Genomic DNA, 22,587 nt, shown 5'->3' on the forward strand with positions numbered 1-22,587 from the left:
AGGAATGACCCTGTTTCGCCCGGAGTGGATCAAGCTATCGGGCCCGGCCAAGAATGAGGTTTCCGACTGGGGCCAGACCTGGAAGACGCGCGAGTCCTATTCCATCTGCAATTACTGCTCTTCCTTCTGCTCGGTGCGCGCGACGGTGGAGGAAAGCAACGGTCACGAGCGCATCGTCAAGCTTGGCGGCAATCCACGCTCGACCCTCAACGGCGACAAGCTTTGTGCCCGCGGCCAGTCGGGCTTCCGCCAGGTCTACAGTGTCGATCGCATCAAGACGCCGTTGATACGTGTGCCCGGCTCCAAGCGTGGCGAATGGGCCTTCCGCAGCGCCAGCTGGGACGAGGCCTACGCCTACATCGCGAAAAAAGCCAAATCCATCAAGCCTTATGAATGGACCGTTTACGGCGGCTGGTCCACCTGTTCCTTCTACATTCCGGAAACCTTCTGCTTCACCCTGGCGAACGACATCCCCAACCTGATCACCTCGCCGACGCAGAACTGCGTCTTCAACGGCCACCTGGGCACCAACTCGCTGACCGGCAACTACGTGGTGCATGGCGAGGTGATCGAGGACTACGGCAATTCCGACTACATCATCGCCTGCGTCGGCAATGCCTCCATCGGCGGTGTGTCCACCTGCCGCGCCGTGCGATTCGCCGAGGCCAAGGAGAAACGCACCAAGGTCGTCGTGCTCGACCCGCGTGCCTCGGAAACCGCGAGCAAGGCCGACGAGTGGCTGCAGGTCCGGCCCGGCAGCGATCTGGCCTTCATGCTGGCGATGCTGCGTGAGCTGATGCACGCCGGGCATTACCACGATACCTTCGTGCGCATACACAGCAATCTGTCGTTTCTGTGTTACCGCGACGAGCACGGTGCGTGGCAGCTCTACCGCTCGGCCAAGGGCGAACCGGCTGTGATCGACGGCGGCAGCGGAAGCGTGCATTTCCTGCCCGCTTTTTCCAATCGCAACGATACCGACGTCTCGGGACAGGCCGTGCACCCGGCGCTGCAGGCGCCGGCCGGATTCAAGTTGGACGGCAAAGAACTGGTGACGGTGTTCCAGGCGCAGCTGGCGGGCCTGGAGACCTATACGCCGGAGTGGGCCGCCAGGATCACGGGCATCCCGGCGGGGACGATCCGCCGCATCGCCGCCGAGTTCGGCGCCGCCAAGCGCCCGCTGCTGCAGCCCGGCTGGTCGGGTGCGCGCTACGGCAATATGCAGATGCTGCGCCGTACCCAGGGTCTGATCCAGGGGCTGGTCGGCGGCATCGACCGTCCCGGCGGCTGGCTGTTCGGGGCGGAGTGGCGCGGGCAGGTGGCGTACATGCAGGACCATATCGGCAAGCCCGGCTTCCCGCCCATGGGCCGGGCGGGCATGCCCTTCGTCGAATGGACGGGGGCATTGTTCTCCGATCCGAAGAATTTCAGTCACGGCTTTCCGGCCTGGTCGGTGGTGCACCGTGACAGCGTGGACAAGCTCAGCCCTCACTGGGCGGCCATCCCGGTTTCCACGGATGTCGGCTTCCTGCCCGCGGTAAAGGGCGAGCTCAGCTACCGGGGCAAGCCTTATCAGGCCAAGGCCATTCTGCTCAACGGCACCAACCCCATGCGCGATGCGCGGGAAAAGGTCTGGCGCGAGGCGCTGTCCGACTCCGCGCTCGAACTGGTGGTGGTGATGGATGTCATGGCCTCCGACACGGCGGCCTACGCGGACGTCATTCTGCCCGAGAGCAGTTATCTGGAGCGCGACGCACCGTCCATTTTCGGCAACGGCGTGAATCCGGACGACATGCTCATCACGCGCAACAAGGTGATCGAGCCGCTGTTCGATACGCATACGCTGCCGGATATTTTCCTCAAGCTCACCGGCGTCATCAGCGGCGACGAGCGCAATTATCCGCGTACGCTTGAACGCCTCGCCGGCGTGCCGGCCAAGCGACTGATGGCGCTGACCGAGGAGTACCGCAAGCAGAAGGTGCGCGATCCGTTCAATCAGGCGCTGCGCCGCATGCGCTTCGAGGCCAAGGCCGAGGAACTGCATGTCTCGCCCGAGCACCTGGAGCAGGTGTTGCGCGAGCAGGGCGTCTACCCGGTGGCCGAGGCGCAGGAGCTGCTGAACAGGGACGCCATGCCCTGGAAGCGGCCTCTGCCCACGCCCAGCGGCCGTGCCGAATTCTTCAGCAACCTGTACGCGGGCCTGCGCGACGGATTCGAGCTGTACAACAATCCGTTCTTCGACGTGCTGGCCACCTACATCCCGCCGCATGAGCGTCCGGACAAGCCGCTGGAGGCGCCATTGGAGGATGACGAGTTCTTCTTCACCTTCGGTATGGTGCCAACGGTTTCGCATTGTTCGCCCAACAACAACTTCCTGCCGCTGGTCGGCATCAATGCCTTCCGCGGTGACGTGTATCACGGCGTGTGGATGCATCCCGACCGCGCCAGGCGCCTGGGTATCAGCCAGGGACAGAAGATCGAACTGCGCAATGCGGTATCGGGCGAGCGTACCGAGGCCAGTGCCTACCTGACGCGGCTGACCCGCGAGGACACCTTGTTTATGTACAGCGGGTTCGGCGCCAAGACATCGGCGCTGCGTTACGCGCGCGGCGTGGGTACGGCCCTGAACGACATCACGGGCGACCTGACCGAGCCGGTCAGCGGCGGCACCAGCAATCAGGAATACACCGTGCGCGTGCGCGCACTGTGAGGAGCGAGTCATGGCACATTACGCAATGGTGATCAACGTGGATACCTGTGTGGGCTGCAACGCCTGCATGGCGGCCTGCTCGCAGGCCAACCAGACGCCGGTATGGGATTCGAGCAAGTTCCGCACCTATGTCCATGACGAGGAGTTCGAAAAGGACGGACGCTGGGTGCGGCAGTTCTTCCCGCGCCTGTGCAACCAGTGCGACAACCCGCCCTGCGTGACGGTCTGCCCGACCGGCGCGACCTGGAAAGAGGAGAGCGGACCGGTGCGGGTGGATCCCGAAATCTGCATGGGCTGCGAGGCCTGCGCCATGGCCTGCCCGTACGACGCCCGTTATCCGATCGACCGCGGGGACGTTGCCCACGCCAAGGCCTACTACGGCGAGGCATTTCTCAAGCGCACGCATCCGGCCGTGGACAAGTGCGATTTCTGCTGGGACCGCCTGCAACAGGGGCTGGAACCGGCCTGCGTGGAAACCTGCGTGGCGCATTCGCGCATTTTCGGTGACCTGGACAACCCCGATGACCTGGTCAGCAGGATCGTCGCCAGCGGCAAGGCCAAGACCCTGCTGCCCGAGATCGGCACGGGGCCCAACGTCTTCTATATCGACAAGCTTCCGGAGGGATTGGCAAATGAATGAAGCGATTCATTTGGTCGGTACGCTCACCACGCAGGACCGCTGGGTCGGGCTGGTGATCTGGTATCTGTTCCTCGGCGGCCTGGGCGCCGCGCTGGTCGCCATTTCCGTTTTTGCGCACCGCTATGCCAGGGCTTCCACGCCGCTGACCTTATGGGGCGTACTCTCCGGTGAAGCGGCCCTGGCCGTCGGTTCGCTGCTGCTGCTGTTCCACCTGCTGGATCCGCTTCATGTCTGGCGCATCCTGCTGCCGTGGAACGTGTTCGTGAATCCCACGGCATGGATCACCTGGGGAACGCAGTTCCTGATCTGGGCCATGGTGTTCGGGGTTCTGTATATCTGGCCCATGCTGTGGAAGGCGCAAGGCTTGCGGCGTATTCCGGTGTTGAACTGGTGGTTCGGCATCGGCTGGGTACGCTGGAGTGCGGAAATCTGCGAGCGCTTCGCCACCCTGCTGGCCTGGCTGTCCATCCTCATGTCGATTGCCGTGGCGGTCTACACCGGCCTGCTGCTGCGTTCCTTCCCGGCCGTGGCGCTGTGGCATAACCCGGTCATCCCGCTGCTGTTCACGGTGTCGGCGCTGTCGACCGGCCTGGCCTATCTGCTGCTGGTGCAGTATGCCGTGCTGCGCGAACATGGACCGCTGGCGCGCGCCTACGAGCGTTTCGACGTGCTGCTGATCGCCGTCGAAATGGCGTTGATCGGCTACCTGCTCTATGCGGTGCTTCCGGGAAGCGAATCCGGACGCGCGAGTTATGCCTTGCTCATGGACAACATGGGCTGGGTCGTCGGCTTCCTGTTGTTCGGCCTGCTGGTGCCGCTGTTGCTGGAGATCAAGGGCAGCCTGCGGGCCTGGAACTCACCGGTGCCGGTCATGGCGGCCGCGGTGCTGGTGCTGGTCGGCGGTTATCTGCTGCGCCATTATTTTCTTAACGCCGGTGTCTATTATTTCCCCTGGGCCAACGCGCACCACCTGGGCGTGCTGGGTTCGGATGTGATCGCGCATGTCATCCACTGAAGCCACGCCCACTCGCGCGGACGCCGCTGAGCTGCGGTTCTACGCGGCCTGCCTGGCCGAACCGACCGCCGAGGCGTTGCCCGCTTTGCGCGAAGCCGCAGGTTGGCAGCCCTGGCTCGCCGAGCCCCTGGCCGAACTGGCGGCCACCGACCTGGAGGTCTGGCAGGGCGAACACGCGCGGCTGTTCGTGGTGCCGGGTCTGGCGCCGCCGTTCGCCTCCGCCTACCGCGAGGGCATTCTCAACGGCGCCGCTGCGAGTGCCGCCGAGGCGTATTACGCGGATCAGGGATTTGCGCTGAGCGAGGGACTGCCCGGTGATTATCTCGGCAGTCTGCTCGAATGCGAGGCCTGGCTGGTCGAGGCCGGACAGGCGCAGGAGGCGGCGACTTTCCGGCAGACCTTCCTCGCCGACTGGCTGGGACGCTTTGCCGGCCGGCTGCGTGAACATGCCCGCCTCGCTTTCTACCGTCGTCTGGGTGAGCGTCTGGCGGATGCACATGACGTCGTGCTGTCGCTCGGGAAGCGGCAGGTCGGGATGGAAACGCATTGAAGACCCGGAGATATCCATGGAAACGATGAAAATCGCCGTTGCCAGCCAGAATCGCCGTGAAGTGACCGGCCATGCCGGACGCTGCCGCAAGTTCTGGATCTATACGATGGTGGATGGCGAAGTGCGGGGACGCGAACTGCTGGAACTACCCAAGGAGCGGTCTTTTCATGAACACGATGTCCGCCTGCCGCATCCGCTCGACGGTATGCGGGCGTTGATTACCGGCGGCATGGGCAGTGGGCTGGCACGCAAGCTGGCGGCGCGCGGCATCGAAGCGGTTGCGACGCCGGCGCGCGATCCCGACCGGGCAGTGGCGGACTGGCTGGCCGGCAGCCTCGAACGCCTTGCCGTTGAAGAGGAGCATGCGCATGGTGGCGGCCATGCTTGAGCAACGTTCTGGGATGTCGTGCTGCGCCGGCATCATAATCCGAGGCCGTTGCGTATGAGCTGGCAGTTGCCTGTTGGGGAATCCGCCGCCCAGCGTCTCAATGATCTGCTCGTCGCGTTGCGGGATGTCGGCGAGGCCGAGATTGCCGGCCGTTCCTATGCAAATCCTGCCGTCGGCTACGCCTGGCGCGGCCTGGCGTCGCAGGCGGACTGGGACGTTGCCTATGTGCTGACGCCGTGGATGCTGATGCGGGTATACCTGCCGCTGATGCCGCCCGCCATCGAACTGCCGTCGGCCTGGACGGCGCAGGCGCGTGCTGGACAGCCGTTTCAGCTCATCGGCCCGTCGCTAGATGTTGCGGTGGGGGAGGAACTGCACCGCCTGCATCTGCAATGGCTGCCTGATTACGGACACTTTCTGTTGCAGCCCCTGATGCAGGGGCTGAATCGCTATGCCGACGATACGGCCGTGTGGGACGCATGGGACGGCGTACTGGCCGCACGCGACCGCAGCCGCCAGGAAAAGCTGGACGAGCTGCAGCGGCGGGACGCGGAGACCACCCGGCGCGATTTTTTGCGGCGCATGATCGGGGCGGGGTGAAACGCCACCTCGATCCTGCATCGCCGGTCTGACACGTTACAATTGCCATCCGAGGAGGGTTTCGTCCACAGCAGGAGGATGGCGTGAGCGACGTCAAACGGCAGTATCTCAAGGCCATGGACATCCCGGTGTGGGTGCGGCGTACCGCGGCGCCGGTCCGGGACGTCGAGCCGGCGTCCCCGGTTGAGGATGCGGCCGCGCCCGTCAAAGCGACCGAGTCGGTGGTCGAATTTTCCGATCAGGACTGGGAAGGCCTGCGCGAGGCCGTGGCCGGCTGCACCCGCTGCGCGCTCAGCGAAAGCCGCACCCAGACCGTGTTCGGCGTGGGCGACCGCCAGGCCTCGCTGATGGTGATCGGCGAGGCCCCGGGCGCGGAAGAGGACCGCAGGGGCGAGCCTTTCGTCGGCCGGGCGGGCAAGCTGCTGGACAACATGCTGCTGGCCATCGGCCTGAAACGCGAGCAGGTGTTCATCGCCAATATCCTCAAGTGCCGCCCGCCCAACAACCGCGATCCCAAACCCGAAGAGGTGGCGGCCTGTCACGGGTATCTGGCGAAGCAGATCGAATGGGTGGCGCCCAAGGCCATTCTGCTGGTGGGTCGCATCGCTGCGCAGAGCCTGTTCGAGACCGACGCCCCCATCGGTCGGCTGCGGGGCGACGTACGGTCTATCAACGGGGTTCCGGCCGTGGCGACCTACCATCCGGCCTATCTGCTCCGGCAGCCGCGAGAAAAACGCAAGGCTTGGGCGGATCTCAAGCGGATTCGTGCCTTGCTGCAGCGTGACTGAGTGCTTGTTCTGCCGCTCAGCATCACTACAATCTGCTCAAGGCCATTTTCTCTTCGCTACATGAGTGCAGTCGTCCAAGATCGAAAGCCGGGTATCCGGCCCATGCAACCTGCGGATCTCGATGCCGTCATGGCCATCGAGAAACGCGCCTATCACTTTCCGTGGACCCGCGGCATCTTTCAGGACTGCCTGCGGGTCGGCTACTCGTGCTGGATTTATGCACAGGAAGAGCAGGTGCTGGGTTATGCGGTCATGTCCATGGCCGTCGGCGAGGGGCATATCCTGAACCTGTGCATCGCCCCGGACTATCAGGGGCGCGGCCACGGGCGGCGCCTGCTGCGCGCACTGCTGGCGCAGGCCGACGCGCACGGGGTGGGCGAAATCTACCTGGAGGCCCGCCCCTCCAATATTTCGGCCCTGCGCCTCTACCTCAGCGAGGGCTTCAACGAGATCGGCAGCCGGCGCGACTACTATCCGGCCCTGACCGGGCGGGAGGACGCGGTCGTGCTGGCGCGCACCATGGCGTCCGATTAGGGCCTGGCCACAGGTTTTAAGTCGCCGCCGCTGGTATAATGGGCGATTTTCTCCGCCCTGAGCGACATGTCCGAGCATACCCAGCAAACCGCCCGCCGCCGTACCTTTGCGATCATTTCGCACCCGGACGCCGGTAAGACCACCCTCACCGAAAAGCTGCTGCTGTTCGGCGGCGCCATCCAGCTCGCCGGTACCGTCAAGGGCCGCAAGGCGGCGCGCCATGCCACCTCCGACTGGATGGAGCTGGAGAAGCAGCGTGGCATCTCGGTCACCTCGTCGGTGATGCAGTTCCCCTACAAGGACCGCATCGTCAATCTGCTGGACACGCCCGGGCACGAGGACTTCTCCGAGGATACCTACCGTACCCTGACGGCGGTCGACTCCGCGCTCATGGTGATCGACGCGGCCAAGGGCGTCGAGGAACGCACCATCAAGCTGATGGAGGTGTGCCGGCTGCGCGACACGCCGATCATGACCTTCATCAACAAGCTGGACCGCGAGGGGCGGGAGCCGGTCGAGCTGCTCGACGAGGTCGAGTCCGTGCTCAAGATCGAATGCGCCCCGGTGACCTGGCCGATCGGCATGGGCAAGCGGTTCAAGGGCGTGTATCACCTGCTCAACGACCGCATCCACCTGTTCAGCCCCACCCACGGCGGCAAGATCCAGCGCGGCGAGACCATCGAAGGGCTGGACAATCCGCGTCTCGACGAGGTGCTGGACGGCATGGCGGACGAGCTGCGCGACGAGATCGAGCTGGTGAAGGGCGCCAGTCACGACTTCGACCCCGCCCGTTACCTGGAAGGCAAGCAGACCCCGGTGTTTTTCGGTTCGGCGATCAACAACTTCGGCATCGAGGAACTGCTGGATACCTTCGTCGAGCACGCCCCCGCGCCGCTGCCGCGCGCCACGGTCACGCGCACGGTGAGCCCGGACGAAACCAAGTTCTCCGGCTTCGTGTTCAAGATCCAGGCGAACATGGATCCGCAGCACCGCGACCGCATCGCGTTCGTGCGCATCTGCTCCGGCCATTTCACGAAGGGCATGAAGCTGTTCCAGGTGCGCATCGGCAAGGAGGTCAAGGTTCCGGACGCGCTGACCTTCATGGCGTCGGACCGCGAGCACGTGGAGGAGGCCTGGCCGGGCGACATTATCGGCATCCACAACCACGGCACCATTCGCATCGGCGATACCTTCACCCAGGGCGAAGAGCTGGCCTTCACCGGCATTCCCAATTTCGCGCCCGAATTGTTCCGCCGCGCGCGGCTGCGCGACCCGCTGAAGATGAAGCAGCTCAGCAAAGGGCTGACGCAGTTGTGCGAGGAGGGCGCCACCCAGTTGTTCCGCCCACTGACGAACAATGACCTTATTCTGGGCGCGGTTGGCGTGCTGCAGTTCGACGTGGTCGCGCATCGTCTGCGTGACGAGTACGGTGTAGACTGTATATTCGAGCCGGTGAACGTCAATACGGCGCGCTGGGTCAGCAGCGAGGACCGGAAAAAGTTCGAACAGTTTCGTGATAAGGCCGCTGCCAATCTGGCCGTGGATCACGGCGACGAACTGGTCTATATCGCGCCCACGCGCGTCAACCTGCAAATGGCACAGGAGAAATGGCCCGAGATTCGTTTCTCGGCCACGCGCGAGCACGGCATAGAACTCGCGTCCGCCTGAGCGGGGCTTTTCGATTTCGCGTACCGGCTCGCCGAAGGGTTGCTGCGACCCTTCCCGAACCGGGGTGAACCGGCTCATCCCCGGGGGTTCACATCGAGAATCGGAGGTGACGCCATGTCGAATACCATCCCGACCCGCTTGTATTCCCTGCTCGCGCTGTTGCTGCTGGCGCTGGCCATGCCGCCCACACTGGCGGCGGATGCTCCGGCCGATTCCGACATCGCGAAGACGGTCATCAAGATGCCGCTGGCGGAGGGCGTCACGATCGATGACGCGGTCGAGTCCATGAAGCTGCGCGCCAACCTGCTCAACTTCAAACTCGTTTCGGAACAGCCGCTGTCGGAACAGTTGAAGGCCATGGGGGTGAAGAACGTCCGCCGGCTGGAAATCTATCAGTTCTGCAATCCGGAAACGGCCTACGAGATGGTCAGGTTCAACATGGCCTACGCCGCCTATCTGCCCTGTCGGATCGCGGTGGTCGAGGACGAGCACGGCAAGGGCTGGCTGGTGATGATGAACCCCGAGCGCCTGATGTCGCCCGACATGCCGGCGGGACTGAAAAAGAAGGCCGAAAAGGTGGTCGACACCCTGAAACAGATCATGAAGGCCGGCGCCAACGCGGAACTCTGACGCGGGCGCCGGTTCGTTACCGGTCCGGGCGTATTCGTAAGGATGCGCCCGATTCGTGAGATTTATCCGGAACACGCTTGCCTGCCAAAACCGCAGGGCTTGCGCTAGACTGCGCCTTCCCCGGATTCAGGAACACCGATGTATTTTCTCGAACTCGCCCTGATGCTGCTGATCATTCTGCTGGCATCCGAGCTCTTTACCAATGCACTCGAACATCTGGGCGAGCAGCTGAAAATTTCCGAAGGGGTGACCGGTTCGGTGTTCGCGGCGGTGGGAACCGCCATGCCGGAGACCCTCATGCCGCTGGTCGCGATCTTCGCCGGCGGCGCCAATATCAGGATCAACGAAGAAATCGGGGTAGGCGCGATTCTGGGCTCCTCCCTGATGCTCTCCACGCTGTCGCTGTTCCTGGTCACGCTCGCCACGCTGCGCGCACGCGGCACGCGGGGCGAGTTCAGGCCCGAACCGACCGGTCTGCGCCGTGATCTGAATTTCTTTTTGTTCGCTTACGGGATTGCCGCCGTCGCGCTGTTCGTGCCGCATCACCAGCCCGGCATCCGCCTGCTGTTTGCCTCGATACTGGTGGTGGCCTATTTCATTTACCTGCTGCTCACCTTGCGCGCATCCGCGACCCTGGTGCAGAACGGACACGGAACGGACGCCGAGATGCCGCTGATGCTTTCGCGCATCGGTCTGCCCGAAAACCGCTGGATTATCCTGCTGCAGCTGTTGATCGGCCTGGCCTTGCTGATCGCCGGCGCGCGCGGCTTCGTGCACGTGGTCGAAAACCTGTCCGACACCTACCGCGTGTCGGCGCTGCTGATCGCCGTGATGGTCATCCCCATCGCCACCGAGCTGCCGGAGAAGGTCAACAGCATCCTGTGGGCGCGGCGTGGCAAGGATACGCTCGCCTTCGGCAATATCACCGGGGCCATGGTGTTTCAGGGCACTCTGTTGCCGGCCATCGGCATCATGCTGACGCCGTGGGTTCCGCGTCATGAAGTGGTCAGCGCGATCGTCATCACCCTGGCGGCGGCCCTCTGGACCCGTTTGATCCTGCGCCAGGGGCTCAAGGTCTGGCATCTGTTCCTGAACGGCGCCCTGTATCTGCTGTATCTCGGGCTGGTGCTGATCTGAACCGGCAGTGCTACAGGCGCTGACCGTCCCGGTCGAACCAGTGCAGGGCATTCGTCCGAAGAGTCAGCCGGATGTGCTGCCCGCGCTCGAGCGGCGGCGTCGCGGAGATGCGCGCGGTCATCAGTCCGGACGGGGTCCCCGCGTCGATCTGCCGTAGCGGCAGGGGGGATTCGAAGTGCAGAATCTGTTCGTGACCCAGTGCCTCCACCTCGACGATCGCCACCTCGATCGGTGAGCCGCGCTCGTTGGTTGCAGCCGGCTCGAAGGACTCGGGCCTGATACCGACGGTCGCCGCCGCAGGCGGGATCGGCGCATCGAGCGGGACGGATTGATCCCCGAAGTCCAGCCGACGCGCATCCCGCGCATCGGCGGGCGGCAGCTGCAGCAGGTTCATCGCCGGGCTGCCCAGGAAGCCCGCCACGAACAGGTTGGCGGGACGCGCGTACAGTTCGGCCGGCGTGTCGATCTGCTGCAGCCGGCCCGCGTGCAGCACGGCCACCCGATGTCCCAGCGTCATGGCCTCCACCTGATCGTGCGTGACGTACAGGGTGGTGGTGTCCATCCGGCGCTGCAGGGCGGCGATCTCGCCGCGGATCTGGCTGCGCAGCTTGGCATCCAGATTGGACAGCGGTTCGTCCATCAGGAACACGCTCGGCTCGCGTACGATGGCACGCCCCATGGCCACGCGCTGGCGCTGCCCGCCGGAAAGCTGCGCGGGTTTGCGTTCCAGCAGGGCCCCGATGCCGAGCGTTTGCGCCGCCTGCATGACGTGCGCCTCGATTTCCCGTTTCGGCATGCCGCGCATTTTGAGCGGAAAGGCGAGATTCCCACGCACGCTCATATGCGGGTACAGCGCATAGTTCTGAAACACCATGGCGACGTTGCGCTGTTGCGGGGTCATTTCGTTGACCACGCTCCGGTCGATGAGGATTTCGCCGCCGGTGATGTCTTCCAGGCCGGCCAGCATGCGCAACAGGGTCGACTTGCCGCAGCCGGACGGACCGAGCAGCACCATGAATTCGCCCGGTTCGATGGTCAGCGACAGTGAACGGATGATCTCCGGCCCGTTGTCGTAGCGTTTGGTGACGGATCGAAATTCGACTCGGCTGCTCATGTCCCTATCCCTTCAGTCCGCTGGATGCCACGCCCCGCACGAAGCCGCGTTGGAAGATCAGGAACAGTGCCAGCACCGGCGCGACCATCATGACGCCGAAGGCCAGTATCTGTCCCCAGTGCAGCGGCGGCAGGGTGAAGAAGGTGGCGATACCCAGCGGCAGCGGTCGCACCGCCGGCCCGGTGGTCATCAGCAGCGGCCACAGATAAAGGCCCCAGTAGAACAGCAGCGTGACAATGGCCACGCTGGCGAAAACGGGCCTGGCGTTGGGTACCACCACCGTGAAGAAGGTGCGCAGCGGCCCTGCACCGTCGATGCGGGCGGCTTCCTCCAGTTCGCGCGGCAGGCTCAGGAAGAAGGTATAAAAAAGGTAAATCGACAAGGGGTTGGCGACGAAGGGCGCGATCTGCACGCTGAAGTCGTCGCGCCAACCCAGCAGGCTGAGCTGATAAAACAGCGGTACCGCGATCGCCTCGAAGGGGATCACCAGGATCGCCAGTACCGCGCCGAGCACCGCGTCGCGTCCCCGCCAGCGCAGGCGGGCGAGCGCATAGCCCGCAAGGCTGTTGATCAGCAGCCCCAGGCCGACGATGAGGCCGTTGATCAGCAGCGAATTGAGCAGGTAATGCCAGAACGGCGTGCGGGCAAGCACGGCGCGGTAATTCTCCAGCGTGATGCCGTCCGGCACCAGGGCGCGCCAGCTGCCCGCTTCGCTCAGCACCCGCGCATCCGGCTTCAGGCTGCCGGCCAGCATGAACAGGATCGGGGCCAGGAACACCAGGGCGGCGCCCAGCAGCAGGCCGTAATGAATGATTTTCAGTGCCACACGTCGCACGCTCAGCGCACCTCCCGTTCGGTGCGCAGCAACCTGCGCTGGATCAGCGTGATGGCCAGCACGATGACGAAAAACACCACGGCCATCGCCGCGCCGCGCCCGGCCTGGGCGCGGTCGAAGGCGCTTTGCACGGCCTGATAGACCACGGTGGTGGTGGCATCGAGCGGACCGCCCTGCGTCATGATACGGACCTGGTCGAAGACCCGGAACGACAGGATCGACGTCACGATGACGACGAAGATCAGCGGATTGCGCAGACCGGGCAGGGTGATGTGCAGGAAGCGTTGCCACGGCCCCGCACCGTCCACGGCGGCCGCCTCGTAGCGCTCGCGGGGAATCTCCTGTAGCCCGGCCAGCAGGATCACCATCTGGAAACCCGCGCCCTGCCAGATGGAGGTGAGCATGATCGCGGGCAGGGCCAGATGGGGATCATGCAGAAAATCGCGCGGCTGCCAGTGATGCAGGGTCAGGGCGCCGAGCACGCCGTTGAGCAGGCCGTTCGGTCCTGGCGCGTAAATGAGTATCCACACCACCGCGACCAGCGACATGGGAAACACCACCGGCATGAAGAACAGGGTGCGGAAAACGGCCACACCGCGCAGCGGCCGGTTCAGCGCCAGCGCCAGCCCGAGCGCCAGCAACGTCTGCACGGGGACGACGCCCAGCGCGAACAACGCGTTGTTGATCAGGGCGCGTTGAAACGAAGCATCCTGCAGCAGGCGCAGATACTGTTCGAAGCCGACGAACTGGGCGCCCAGCGGCGAGCCCATGCGCAGGTGGGTGAGCGACATGCCGAGCGCGAGCACGAAAGGCGCTACGACGAACACGGTCAGCCCCGCCAGCGCCGGCAGCATCATCAGCCAGCCCGTGGCGTTGTCCGTCAGGGCGGTGCGCGCGGATTTGCCGGGTGTGCGTTTCATCCCCGCACGGCCTCGCGGTTCGGATAGCCCTTGTTGTCGGCGATGTCCCGGTCGATCAGGGTCGCCGCCCGGTGCAGCGTTTCCGGCACCTTGGCCCCATCGCGTACGGCATGGAACGCCTGCTGGAAGGCGGAGGTGATCGCGGGATAGGCCGGCGTGCGCGGCCGGGGCAGGGCATAGCCCTCGGCCAGTTGTTCGATGTAGAGCCGCAGCGGCCCGTCCTGGGCATACAGCGGCGAGCGGGCGACGGCGCTGCGGGTGGCGGGCGGTGCGCCGTTGGCTCCGCTCATGGCGAGCACATTGCTCGTTTGCAGCAGGTAGCGCAGAAATTCGGCGGCGGCCTCGGGGTGGCGGCAACCCGCGCTGATGCCCCAGGTCCAGGAACCTTCACCGGTACGGGCGCCTTCGCCGAAGTCCGGCAGGGGCAGCAGGGCGAGGTCCCTGCCGACGGCCTGTCGGTAGCGCGGATATTCCCAGTGGCCGACCCAGGACAGCGCTACGCGCCCGGTGGTGAAGGCGGCGTCATCGAGGTTGGGGTCCACCCGCCCGGCGGCGGTCCAGCGCTGGATATGACGCATGGCGGCGGTCGATTTTGATCCGTCGAGCACGCCCCCGGCATGCGGCGGCCGGGTGTCGCGGCTGACCAGCCCGCCGCCGGCCGACCACAGGGCAGGCGCAAAGCCGTACGTGAACCACTCGCCGCGGTAATTGAGCTTGAGGTCCAGCGGTGGCCGATTGCCGGTCGCTGCGGCGAGGCGGGCGAGCAGGTCTTCGAAGTGTTCCACCGTCCAGGCATCCCCGGGCGAGGTCGGCAGGCTTGCGCCGATGGCCGTCAGGCGGTCGCGGCGCGCGAACAGTCCGAGGCCCGAGTCGTACTGGCCGACCGCGTACAGGCGTTTGTTGTAGGTGCCCTGGGAGAGAATGGAAGGCAGCAGGTCCTCGCGCAGCGTTGCCGGCAGCAGTTCGTCCAGCGGTTGCAGCTGGCCCATCCAGGCATAGTCCGCGGTGTAGGGGCCGTCGAATTCGAATACGTCCGGGAGTTGTCCGGCGAGGGCCGCGGCCTGGAGCTGGCCGTTGTAGGCGCCTTCAGGCAGCAGCGTGAGATGCACGGCGAAGCGGCGCCGGCCGGCGTTGAAGCTGTCCGCCAGGCGGACGAGCGTGCGGCGCTCGCCGACCTGACCGGCGTGAGCCCATACCTCGAGTGTCGGTTTGCGTGCGGACAGCTTGGAGGTGCCGCTGCGGCAGCCGCCGAGCATCGCCGCCAGTGGCAGCGCTGCCAGACTGCCCAGCATCGCACGCCTGGACAGGGAGACAGGCGGTTCGCGTCGCATGCCGACCGAGTATACGGCATCGCGGCACGGCGCCCCACGGCCTCGTCGGCGGTTGGGAAATCAGCCGGGCCGGACGCCCGGCAGCGGTAGCCGGCGCCTAGCCACGGTATTTGGCGAGATAACGGCCCTCGAACAGACGCTTGGCCCAGTGCATGAGGCGCATCGGCGGCAGGATCAGGGCCCGTTGTTCGTTGCGGAACACCAGTATGCCCTTGGCCAGCGTGTCCACGATGCAGACCAGTTCCACCTTGAAGCGGTGGCGCGGCGGCCTGCCGTCCAGTTCTTCGCACAGGTTGGCGGCGGCGGCCTCGGCCTGAAGATCTGCCATGTGCGCCTGCTTGGGCATCCAGTCGGGGCCCGGGAAGCTGCCGGCGTCGCCCGCCACGTAGACGCGTTCGAAGCCGTCCACGCGCGCCATGCGGTCGGCCTGGATCATGCCACCCGGCGACAGAGGCAGGCCGCTGTCCGCCACCCAGTCCGGGCCGGTCATGCCGGGCATGAACAGGATGAGATCGGCCGGTATTTCGTCGCCCTCGGTCACCACCCTGTCGGCTTCGAAGCGCACGGGTTTGTGTCCGAGATGGGTTTCGATGCCGCGCTTTTTCATTTCCGCCAGCAACCCGTCGACGGCGCGTTCGCCGAGTCGTGCACCCGGCCGCGGGGCGGGATTGAAGAACACCAGTTTGAACCGCTCGCGCCGGCCTTCGCGCCGCAGCTGCGTATCCAGGCCGAACATCAGCTCGAACATGGGTCCGCCGCGCATGGCCGAGGGCTCATTCGGGTTGCTGGCGAACCCCAGGGCGATGGTGCCGCCCTGCATGTCCTGCAGCCGTTCACGGATGCGCTGCGCCGCCTGCGTGCCTTCGCACAACGTGATCGCATGTTCGATGCCGGGCAGTTTTTTGATGAACCGGCCGCCGCTGGCGATGATCAGGCCATCGTTGGTCACCTCGCCTTGATCGGTGACCACCGTGCGCCCGCCGTCATGGATGCCGGTGACGCGGCCGGCGTGAAATTGTATGCGCTGGCGTGTCAGGAACCCCTGCAGGTCTATATGCAGGTCTTCCGGACGGCGCAGGCCGGACGGAATCCAGATCAGGCTGGGCAGGTAGACCAGCTCGGCTCGTGGTGCGACGAGCGTGATTTCCGCATCCGGCAGCCGTTTGCGAAGGCTTCTGGCGGCGGTGAGAGCGGCGAAACCCGCACCGATAACGGTGATCTTATGCATGATGACATCAGCCTCTGTAGTCTCGGGGAACGGGGCTGGGATTCGCGGCGGCCGCGTAGCCGCCGCGCACGAAGGCATCCACGGTATCGCCATGGGCATGAATCAACTTGACCACCTCCGGGTCTCTGCTGGTTTCCGTGACCTCCACACCGTTCGGCAGCAGGGTGACCTGCATGTCGATTTTGTCCCGGTGACGAAACAGCTCGGCGTAGAGCCGGTCCCAGCGCCGCAGGGGAAAGTTTTCCTCCAGCCGCGCATGCATTGCCGGCACGTGGTCATGCAGCAGCGCGACGACCTGCGGGTCCGGCGACGTGGTGGTGGCGCGGATGCCGTTGTCCAGTTTCACCACCCGGCGCCTTAAGGCTTCGTGGCTGTCGAGCAATTGGTGAAAGACGTCCCTGTCATGTTGGTGCCGCTCGCGGCGTGCGGGGTCCGGGCCACCGCAACCGCCACGCCTCCTGTGCTGCAGCGGGGCGTGTATCGTACTCATGCGGCCAGTCCGCAATGCACGTTCGCCGGCAGGGCCTCGTCGATCCTGCGCGGGTAGGGCAGATCCAGGCCGTTCATGATGGCGACGAACTCGTCCTTGGCTTTGCCGGCCAGACGCGGGTTGATCGCCTTTTCCTGGACGATGCTGGAAACGCGGCGGCCTTCGTAGTCATGCCCCGGATAAACCAGCGTCTCGTCCGGGAAGGCGAACAGTTTCTGGATGCTGTCGTACAGGGTTTCCGCATTACCCTGCTGGAAGTCCGTGCGCCCGCAGGCGTTGATCAGCAGGGTGTCGCCGGTGAATAGGCGGTCGCGCCAGTGATAGCTGGTGCAGCCGTCGGTATGACCGGGCGTGGCGATGGCCGTGATGACTTCGTTACCGAAGCTTAGGGCGTCGCCCTGACGGATGCCGATGTCGGCGCAATCCACACCCGCGGCGTCGCCGACCACCGTCTCGCAGCCGGTGGCCTCGCGCATCAGACCGGAACCGGTGACGTGGTCCGCATGGACGTGGGTCTCCAGGCTGTAACGCAGGGTGACGCCCAGCTCGCGCAACACGGACATGTCGCGTTCGTGGCGTTCCCGTACCGGGTCGATGATGACCGCATCCCGGGTGTCGGCGTCCGCGATGATATAGGTATAGGTCGAGCTTTCGGGATCGAACAACTGTCTGAAAATCGCCATATGAAAACCTCCTAGGCGTATTCAAGTATTTCCTAAAATACTGATATGGGTGCCCGTACGCATTGATTAAAGTCATAACTGAGTAAATTGGTCAGAAATAAGTATTTACCCTTGTGAAAGCGGCGGCCTTGGCCGGTCGGCGGGGCTGTGCGATAGTCGCCCGCATGCTGCCGACACTGCCACGCCAGACTTGGGCCTGGGCGTTTTACGACTGGGCCAACTCCGCCTTCGCCACCGTAGTGATCGCCGGCTTTTTCCCGGTGTTTTTCCGGGAATACTGGAGCCGGGACGTGGCCTCTTCGGAAATCACCTTCCACCTCGGGCTGGCCAACTCGGCGGCCAGCGTGGCCATCGTGGTGCTGGCGCCGGTGCTCGGCGCCATCGCGGACAGCGCGGGTATCAAGAAACGCCTGCTGCTGCTGTTCGCCACCCTGGGCATCGCCATGACCGGCGCGTTTTTCTGGCTCGCCGCGGGTGAGTGGCAGATGGCGGCGCTGTTGTACGTGTTCGCCTCCATCGGGTTCATGGGCGGCAACGTCTTTTACGACTCGCTGCTGGTGAACGTGGCCGAGCAGCGCCACTACGATTTCGTGTCGGCCTTCGGTTACGCGCTGGGCTATCTGGGAGGCGGCTTGCTGTTCGCCTTCTGCGTGGCCATGACCATCAAACCGGCCTGGTTCGGATTGAGCGGGGCAGCGGAGGCCGTGCGTTTGTCCTTTCTGCTCACCGCCGTGTGGTGGGCCCTGTTCTCGCTGCCCGTTCTGCTGTGGGTGCAGGAGCCGAAGCCCCTGACGCGCGGCGGCCTGGTGCGCGAGATCGCCGGCGGTTTCGCCCAGCTGTATCGCACCTTTCACGAGATCCGTCGCCTGCGTGTACTGTCGCTGTTCCTGCTGGCCTACTGGCTGTACATCGACGGCGTGGATACGGTGATCCGTATGGCGGTGGACTACGGCCTGTCGCTGGGCTTCGGAACCAACCAGTTGATTACGGCCCTGCTGATCACACAGTTCGTCGGGTTTCCCGCTGCGGTCGTGTTCGGCCGGCTCGGCGAGCGTTACGGCACCAAGCGCAGTATCGAATTCGGTATTGCGGTGTTTATCGTCGTCACCATACTGGGATCGATGATGCAAAAGACCTGGCACTTTTACGCCATCGCGGTGATCATCGGTCTGGTGCTGGGCGGCGTGCAGTCGCTGAGCCGCTCGTTCTACGCGCGCATGATCCCCGCCGGCAAGTCGGCCGAGTTTTTCGGGTTCTACAACATGCTCGGTAAGTTCGCCGCCGTCATCGGGCCGGCCTTGATGGGCGGCGCGGCCGTGCTCACCGGCGATCAGCGCCTGGCGATCCTGTCTCTGCTGATCCTGTTCGTCGCCGGCGGCGTATTGTTGTACTTTGTGGATGAACAGGCCGGTATCGCAGCCGCCAAAGAGCTGTGAGCCGGGAATAATGCATCAGGAGGAGAGGGGATGAGCGAGACCAAACCGAGTCTCATGGATAGCGCCAAAAGCGTGCTGTCCGCATTTTTTGGCGTGCAGAGCAACAGGAACCGCGAGCGGGATTTCACCCAGGGCAATCCCATGCACTTTATCGTGCTGGGATTCGTCGCCGTGCTGGTGTTTATCCTGCTGGTGTGGGGGGCGGTGAAGCTGGTGCTGTACCTGGCGGGCGTCAGTTGAATCGACGCCGCCTCAGCAACGACGTACCGTCTCTGGAATTTCTTCTCTTCAATGCGCTTCCAGTTTGCCGAGCTCTTCGAGGATGGAGAGCACCAGCGACTGGGTCTGCGCATTCATGTTCTTGATCAGCTTGTCGGGGTCGCGCTCGCCGTCGACCAGACGCTTCATGATGCCGCCCACACGGGCCATGTCGCCGCCGGCCTGAGTCATCTGCTCGGCCATGTTGGCCAGCAATTCCAGCGCCTGAACCTGGCCGCGGGTGGCGTCGTGAATCATATGCGCAAGTCCCGGGGCGGCCATGCTGGGATCGGGGCGCATGTTGGGGTCGGGCAGGGTGGACGGATCCTGAATGCCGCGCAGGATGGCTTGGACAATCGTGCTGTCTTCCTCGTCCAGGCCGACCAGTATCTGTTCGTTGCGGTCGCCATTGAGAATGCGCCGGATGGCCGCGACGAGATCGGTCCAGCCGTTCTCCTCGGATACCTTGAGGGCATTCTCGAGTTCCGGGCGTGCGTCCGGATTCTGCACGGCCTTTACCACGCCGACGATGAGGTCGGCGTGGGCGATGACGATTTGTTCCTGATAACTCGGTACTTCAGGCATGGGGTGTACCTTTGTAATTCTTTAAAGAATAGGCCACAGGGGCGCGGGGTCAAAGGGCGCGAATGCGTTCCGCCTGGGCCTGGAGCTGGCCCAGCGCGCCCTGCATTTCGGCGACGCGGGCGCGCTCCTGGGCGACGACGGCTTCGGGCGCACGTTCCACGAAGTTCGGATTGGTCAGCTTGGCCTGGCATTTTTCCAGGTTGCCGCTGAGCTTGCCGATCTCCTTTTCCAGCCGGGTCAGCTCGGCCTCCTTGTCGATCAGGCCCGCGAGCGGGATCAACACGCGCATCTCGCCCACCAGGGCGATGGCCGATTCCGGTGCCTTCTCGTCGGCGCCCAGCCAGTCGACGGACGCCAGCCGGGCGACCTGGGTGACGAAGTGCCCGTTGGCCTCGAAGCGGCCGCGGTCCTCGGGGTTCCAGTTCTGCAGCAACACGGGCAGGGGCTTGCCGGGCGGGATATCCATCTCGGCGCGGATGCGGCGTACGCCGAGGATGAAGGTCTTCACCCATTCGATTTCCTGCTCGGCAAGTTCATCGATCTTGCCCGCATCGGGCGTCGGCCAGGGCTGCAGCTGAATGGTCTCGCCCGATTTGCCGGCCAGCGGGGCGACCTGCTGCCAGATTTCCTCGGTGATGTAGGGCATGTAGGGATGCAGCAGGCGCAGCAGGGCTTCGAGTGCGCGCACCAGGGTGCGGCGGGTGCCGCGCTTGGCATCCAGGGACATGCCGTCGTCGTACAGCACGGTCTTGGACAGCTCCAGGTACCAGTCGCAGTACTCATGCCAGGTGAATTCGTATAGTGCCTTGGCGGCGAGGTCGAAACGATAGTCGTCCAGCTGTGTCTTGACCTCGGCCTCCAGACGCTGCAGCAGGGTGACGATCCAGCGGTCGGCCAGGGACAGTTCGACCGGTTCGCCGCCCAGGCCGGTATCGGCCACCGTCCCGGCAGGCGCATCGTCCTCTACGCCGCACTGCATCAGGACGTAGCGCGCCGCGTTCCACAGTTTGTTGCAGAAGTTGCGGTAACCCTCGATACGTCCCAGGTCGAAACGGATGTCGCGTCCGGTCGAGGCCAGTGCGCCGAAGGTGAAGCGCAGGGCGTCGGTGCCGAAGGCGGGGATGCCGTCCGCGAACTGCTTGCGCGTGGCCTTTTCGATCTTGGCCGCGAGCTGCGGCTGCATCATGTTGCTGGTGCGTTTGGTGACCAGGGTTTCGAGTTCGATGCCGTCGATCAGGTCGATCGGATCGAGCACGTTGCCCTTGGACTTGGACATCTTCTGCCCTTCCGAATCGCGAATCAGGCCGTGCACGTAGACCTCCCGGAAGGGCACGTCGTCCATGAACTTGAGGCCCATCATGATCATGCGGGCGATCCAGAAGAAGATGATGTCGAAGCCGGTGACCAGCACGGAAGTCGGGTAGAACTGCCTGAGCTCTTCGGTGTTGTCCGGCCAGCCGAGCGTGGAGAAGGGCCACAGGGCGGAGGAGAACCAGGTGTCGAGCACGTCCTCGTCCTGGGTGAGTTCGACGTCCGCGCCCAGGCCGTATTTTTCGCGCGCGCCCGCCTCGCTGTGGGCGACGTAGACGTTGCCTTCGATATCGTACCAGGCGGGGATCTGGTGCCCCCACCAGAGCTGGCGGCTGATGCACCAGTCCTCGATGTTCTCCAGCCAGTTGAAGTAGGTCTTGTCCCAGTTCTCGGGTACGAACTTGATGCGCCCGTTGCGCACCACCTCGATGGCCGGGTCGGTGATCTCGCGCTTGCCGCCGGGACGGCCGTCGGGCTGGACGTCGCGGGTCAGGTCCACGTACCACTGGTCGGTAAGGTAGGGCTCGACCACGGCGCCGCTGCGGTCGCCGCGCGGCACCATCAGCTTGTGGTCGTCGATCTTTTCCAGCAGGCCCCGGGCTTCCAGGTCCGCCACCACGCGCTTGCGCGCCTCGAAGCGATCCAGGCCGCGGTAGGCCTCGGGGGCGTTTTCGTTCAGGGCCGCGCTGGGGGTAAAGATGTTGATCATCGGCAGATCGTGGCGCTGTCCCACCGCATAGTCGTTGAAGTCATGCGCCGGGGTGATCTTGACGCAGCCGGTGCCGAATTCCGGGTCCACGTAGTCGTCGGCGACGATGGGGATCTCGCGCTCGGCCAGCGGCAGGCGCACGGTCTTGCCGATCAGATGCCTGTAACGCTCGTCCTCCGGATGCACCGCCACGGCGGTGTCGCCCAGCATGGTTTCGGGGCGGGTGGTGGCCACCACCAGGTGCCCGCTGCCGTCGGCCAAGGGATAACGCATATGCCAGAGATGGCCGTTCTCCTCTTCGGAGACGACCTCGAGGTCGGAAATGGCGGTGTGCAGGACCGGGTCCCAGTTGACCAGGCGCTTGCCACGGTAGATCAGGCCTTCGTCGAACAGCCGTACGAAGACCTCGGTGACGGCGCGCGACAGGCCGGCATCCATGGTGAACCGTTCGCGGCTCCAGTCCAGCGAGGCACCCATGCGGCGCAGCTGCTGGGTGATGTTGCCGCCGGATTCCTCCTTCCAGGCCCAGACCCGTTTCAGAAACTCTTCTCGGCCCAGGTCGTGCCGGCTCAGGCCCTGGGCCTCGAGCTGGCGCTCCACCACCATCTGGGTGGCGATGCCGGCATGGTCGGTCCCTGCCTGCCACAGGGTGTTGCAGCCCTGCATACGGTGGTAGCGGATCAGGGCGTCCATCAGGGTGTCCTGGAAGGCGTGTCCCATGTGCAGCGTGCCCGTCACGTTGGGCGGCGGGATCATGATGCAGTAGGGGGTGCCTTCGCCCTTGGGCGCGAAATGGCCGCGGGATTCCCAGGTTTGGTACCAGCGTTTTTCTATGGCGTGGGGGTTGTAGGTCTTTTCCATGGATGCAGGCGAGGCCGGTAGCCAAAACCGCGCATTATAGCGGAGCGGCCGGGGTCATTCAGAATCGGATGGGGTATTTCGAAGCAGGCGGCGGATTTCGCGCTGCAGCTCGGCGCGGGCGGCGTCGAGATGACGTTCCAGTATTTCCGCCGCACGCTGTTCGAGC

The 22,587-nt window shown here is 64.7% G+C and carries 22 protein-coding genes; 13 read left to right on the top strand and 9 right to left on the bottom strand.

The genetic code is table 11. The features are described 5' to 3' along the window. Positions 1-4: 4 nt before the first annotated feature. From P8Y64_07560 to P8Y64_07610, 11 genes are all read left to right on the top strand, one after another. On the top strand, positions 5-2,710 hold the full coding sequence (locus P8Y64_07560) for a molybdopterin-dependent oxidoreductase (protein ID MEJ2060328.1): 2,706 nt from the start codon (positions 5-7) through the stop codon (positions 2,708-2,710). 10 nt (positions 2,711-2,720) lie between these two features. Next, positions 2,721-3,350, top strand: a complete 630-nt coding sequence (locus tag P8Y64_07565; protein ID MEJ2060329.1) for a 4Fe-4S dicluster domain-containing protein — start codon at positions 2,721-2,723, stop codon at positions 3,348-3,350. Beyond that, on the top strand, positions 3,343-4,365 hold the full coding sequence (gene nrfD / locus P8Y64_07570) for a polysulfide reductase NrfD (GenBank protein ID MEJ2060330.1): 1,023 nt from the start codon (positions 3,343-3,345) through the stop codon (positions 4,363-4,365). Before P8Y64_07565 ends, nrfD begins: the two co-directional genes overlap by 8 nt. Then, a complete protein-coding gene (locus P8Y64_07575) occupies positions 4,352-4,915 on the top strand; it encodes a molecular chaperone TorD family protein (protein ID MEJ2060331.1) in 564 nt (187 codons plus the stop codon). The genes nrfD and P8Y64_07575 overlap by 14 nt, the downstream gene beginning before the upstream one ends. 16 nt (positions 4,916-4,931) lie before the next feature. After that, positions 4,932-5,303: a NifB/NifX family molybdenum-iron cluster-binding protein gene (locus P8Y64_07580; GenBank protein ID MEJ2060332.1), complete on the top strand. Its 372-nt coding sequence runs from the start codon at positions 4,932-4,934 to the stop codon at positions 5,301-5,303. A 54-nt stretch (positions 5,304-5,357) separates the two neighbouring features. Continuing rightward, positions 5,358-5,903: a [NiFe]-hydrogenase assembly chaperone HybE gene (hybE, locus tag P8Y64_07585; protein MEJ2060333.1), complete on the top strand. Its 546-nt coding sequence runs from the start codon at positions 5,358-5,360 to the stop codon at positions 5,901-5,903. Positions 5,904-6,019: 116 nt separating this feature from the next. Next, entirely contained in the window at positions 6,020-6,691 is a 672-nt protein-coding gene (locus tag P8Y64_07590) for a uracil-DNA glycosylase (protein ID MEJ2060334.1), read from the top strand. Positions 6,692-6,751: 60 nt separating this feature from the next. After that, entirely contained in the window at positions 6,752-7,225 is a 474-nt protein-coding gene (gene rimI, locus P8Y64_07595) for a ribosomal protein S18-alanine N-acetyltransferase (GenBank protein MEJ2060335.1), read from the top strand. Positions 7,226-7,291: 66 nt separating this feature from the next. Then, a complete protein-coding gene (locus P8Y64_07600) occupies positions 7,292-8,893 on the top strand; it encodes a peptide chain release factor 3 (protein ID MEJ2060336.1) in 1,602 nt (533 codons plus the stop codon). Between the two features lie 114 nt (positions 8,894-9,007). Next, on the top strand, positions 9,008-9,523 hold the full coding sequence (locus tag P8Y64_07605; GenBank protein ID MEJ2060337.1) for a DUF302 domain-containing protein: 516 nt from the start codon (positions 9,008-9,010) through the stop codon (positions 9,521-9,523). A 138-nt stretch (positions 9,524-9,661) separates the two neighbouring features. Next, positions 9,662-10,660, top strand: a complete 999-nt coding sequence (locus tag P8Y64_07610) for a sodium:calcium antiporter (protein MEJ2060338.1) — start codon at positions 9,662-9,664, stop codon at positions 10,658-10,660. A 10-nt stretch (positions 10,661-10,670) separates the two neighbouring features. On the opposite strand, the gene ugpC is transcribed toward P8Y64_07610, so the two are convergent. The 7 genes from ugpC to P8Y64_07645 form a co-directional block, all read right to left on the bottom strand. Further along, positions 10,671-11,774 carry a sn-glycerol-3-phosphate ABC transporter ATP-binding protein UgpC gene (ugpC, locus tag P8Y64_07615; GenBank protein ID MEJ2060339.1) on the bottom strand — a complete coding sequence of 368 codons (1,104 nt, stop codon included), beginning with the start codon at positions 11,772-11,774 and terminating at the stop codon, positions 10,671-10,673. Positions 11,775-11,778: 4 nt separating this feature from the next. Next, positions 11,779-12,609 carry a carbohydrate ABC transporter permease gene (locus P8Y64_07620; protein MEJ2060340.1) on the bottom strand — a complete coding sequence of 277 codons (831 nt, stop codon included), beginning with the start codon at positions 12,607-12,609 and terminating at the stop codon, positions 11,779-11,781. A gap of 2 nt (positions 12,610-12,611) precedes the next feature. Then, the gene (locus tag P8Y64_07625) at positions 12,612-13,529 is read right to left on the bottom strand and encodes a sugar ABC transporter permease (GenBank protein MEJ2060341.1); all 918 of its coding nucleotides are present in this window, start codon (positions 13,527-13,529) and stop codon (positions 12,612-12,614) included. Continuing rightward, positions 13,526-14,860, bottom strand: a complete 1,335-nt coding sequence (locus P8Y64_07630) for an extracellular solute-binding protein (GenBank protein ID MEJ2060342.1) — start codon at positions 14,858-14,860, stop codon at positions 13,526-13,528. The genes P8Y64_07625 and P8Y64_07630 overlap by 4 nt, the downstream gene beginning before the upstream one ends. A 97-nt stretch (positions 14,861-14,957) precedes the next feature. Next, the gene (locus P8Y64_07635) at positions 14,958-16,088 is read right to left on the bottom strand and encodes an FAD-dependent oxidoreductase (GenBank protein MEJ2060343.1); all 1,131 of its coding nucleotides are present in this window, start codon (positions 16,086-16,088) and stop codon (positions 14,958-14,960) included. Positions 16,089-16,095: 7 nt separating this feature from the next. Then, positions 16,096-16,578 carry a hypothetical protein gene (locus tag P8Y64_07640; protein MEJ2060344.1) on the bottom strand — a complete coding sequence of 161 codons (483 nt, stop codon included), beginning with the start codon at positions 16,576-16,578 and terminating at the stop codon, positions 16,096-16,098. Continuing rightward, positions 16,575-17,261, bottom strand: coding sequence for an MBL fold metallo-hydrolase (locus tag P8Y64_07645; GenBank protein MEJ2060345.1), 687 nt, complete (start codon positions 17,259-17,261; stop codon positions 16,575-16,577). Before P8Y64_07645 ends, P8Y64_07640 begins: the two co-directional genes overlap by 4 nt. 164 nt (positions 17,262-17,425) lie before the next feature. Between P8Y64_07645 and P8Y64_07650 the strand changes: the two genes are divergently transcribed. Beyond that, positions 17,426-18,697, top strand: coding sequence for an MFS transporter (locus tag P8Y64_07650; GenBank protein ID MEJ2060346.1), 1,272 nt, complete (start codon positions 17,426-17,428; stop codon positions 18,695-18,697). A gap of 30 nt (positions 18,698-18,727) precedes the next feature. Beyond that, entirely contained in the window at positions 18,728-18,937 is a 210-nt protein-coding gene (locus P8Y64_07655) for a DUF2970 domain-containing protein (protein MEJ2060347.1), read from the top strand. 48 nt (positions 18,938-18,985) lie between these two features. On the opposite strand, the gene P8Y64_07660 is transcribed toward P8Y64_07655, so the two are convergent. After that, positions 18,986-19,540, bottom strand: a complete 555-nt coding sequence (locus P8Y64_07660) for a hypothetical protein (GenBank protein MEJ2060348.1) — start codon at positions 19,538-19,540, stop codon at positions 18,986-18,988. Between the two features lie 49 nt (positions 19,541-19,589). Beyond that, positions 19,590-22,421, bottom strand: coding sequence for a valine--tRNA ligase (locus P8Y64_07665; GenBank protein ID MEJ2060349.1), 2,832 nt, complete (start codon positions 22,419-22,421; stop codon positions 19,590-19,592). Positions 22,422-22,587: the final 166 nt, after the last annotated feature.

The sequence above is a fragment of the Gammaproteobacteria bacterium genome (genome assembly GCA_037388465.1).
Classification (GTDB): Bacteria; Pseudomonadota; Gammaproteobacteria; order SpSt-1174; family SpSt-1174; genus JARRKE01.

Coding starts and splice junctions, on each gene's coding strand:
- P8Y64_07600 (MEJ2060336.1), top strand. CDS start 7,292: ATGTCCGAGCATACCCAGCAAACCGCCCGCCGCCGTACCTTTGCGATC.
- P8Y64_07635 (MEJ2060343.1), bottom strand. CDS start 16,088: ATGCATAAGATCACCGTTATCGGTGCGGGTTTCGCCGCTCTCACCGCC.
- P8Y64_07630 (MEJ2060342.1), bottom strand. CDS start 14,860: ATGCGACGCGAACCGCCTGTCTCCCTGTCCAGGCGTGCGATGCTGGGC.
- P8Y64_07645 (MEJ2060345.1), bottom strand. CDS start 17,261: ATGGCGATTTTCAGACAGTTGTTCGATCCCGAAAGCTCGACCTATACC.
- P8Y64_07660 (MEJ2060348.1), bottom strand. CDS start 19,540: ATGCCTGAAGTACCGAGTTATCAGGAACAAATCGTCATCGCCCACGCC.
- P8Y64_07560 (MEJ2060328.1), top strand. CDS start 5: ATGACCCTGTTTCGCCCGGAGTGGATCAAGCTATCGGGCCCGGCCAAG.
- P8Y64_07605 (MEJ2060337.1), top strand. CDS start 9,008: ATGTCGAATACCATCCCGACCCGCTTGTATTCCCTGCTCGCGCTGTTG.
- P8Y64_07650 (MEJ2060346.1), top strand. CDS start 17,426: ATGCTGCCGACACTGCCACGCCAGACTTGGGCCTGGGCGTTTTACGAC.
- hybE (MEJ2060333.1), top strand. CDS start 5,358: ATGAGCTGGCAGTTGCCTGTTGGGGAATCCGCCGCCCAGCGTCTCAAT.
- rimI (MEJ2060335.1), top strand. CDS start 6,752: ATGAGTGCAGTCGTCCAAGATCGAAAGCCGGGTATCCGGCCCATGCAA.
- P8Y64_07625 (MEJ2060341.1), bottom strand. CDS start 13,529: ATGAAACGCACACCCGGCAAATCCGCGCGCACCGCCCTGACGGACAAC.
- P8Y64_07575 (MEJ2060331.1), top strand. CDS start 4,352: ATGTCATCCACTGAAGCCACGCCCACTCGCGCGGACGCCGCTGAGCTG.
- P8Y64_07580 (MEJ2060332.1), top strand. CDS start 4,932: ATGGAAACGATGAAAATCGCCGTTGCCAGCCAGAATCGCCGTGAAGTG.
- P8Y64_07565 (MEJ2060329.1), top strand. CDS start 2,721: ATGGCACATTACGCAATGGTGATCAACGTGGATACCTGTGTGGGCTGC.
- P8Y64_07610 (MEJ2060338.1), top strand. CDS start 9,662: ATGTATTTTCTCGAACTCGCCCTGATGCTGCTGATCATTCTGCTGGCA.
- P8Y64_07640 (MEJ2060344.1), bottom strand. CDS start 16,578: ATGAGTACGATACACGCCCCGCTGCAGCACAGGAGGCGTGGCGGTTGC.
- nrfD (MEJ2060330.1), top strand. CDS start 3,343: ATGAATGAAGCGATTCATTTGGTCGGTACGCTCACCACGCAGGACCGC.
- ugpC (MEJ2060339.1), bottom strand. CDS start 11,774: ATGAGCAGCCGAGTCGAATTTCGATCCGTCACCAAACGCTACGACAAC.
- P8Y64_07665 (MEJ2060349.1), bottom strand. CDS start 22,421: ATGGAAAAGACCTACAACCCCCACGCCATAGAAAAACGCTGGTACCAA.
- P8Y64_07655 (MEJ2060347.1), top strand. CDS start 18,728: ATGAGCGAGACCAAACCGAGTCTCATGGATAGCGCCAAAAGCGTGCTG.
- P8Y64_07590 (MEJ2060334.1), top strand. CDS start 6,020: ATGGACATCCCGGTGTGGGTGCGGCGTACCGCGGCGCCGGTCCGGGAC.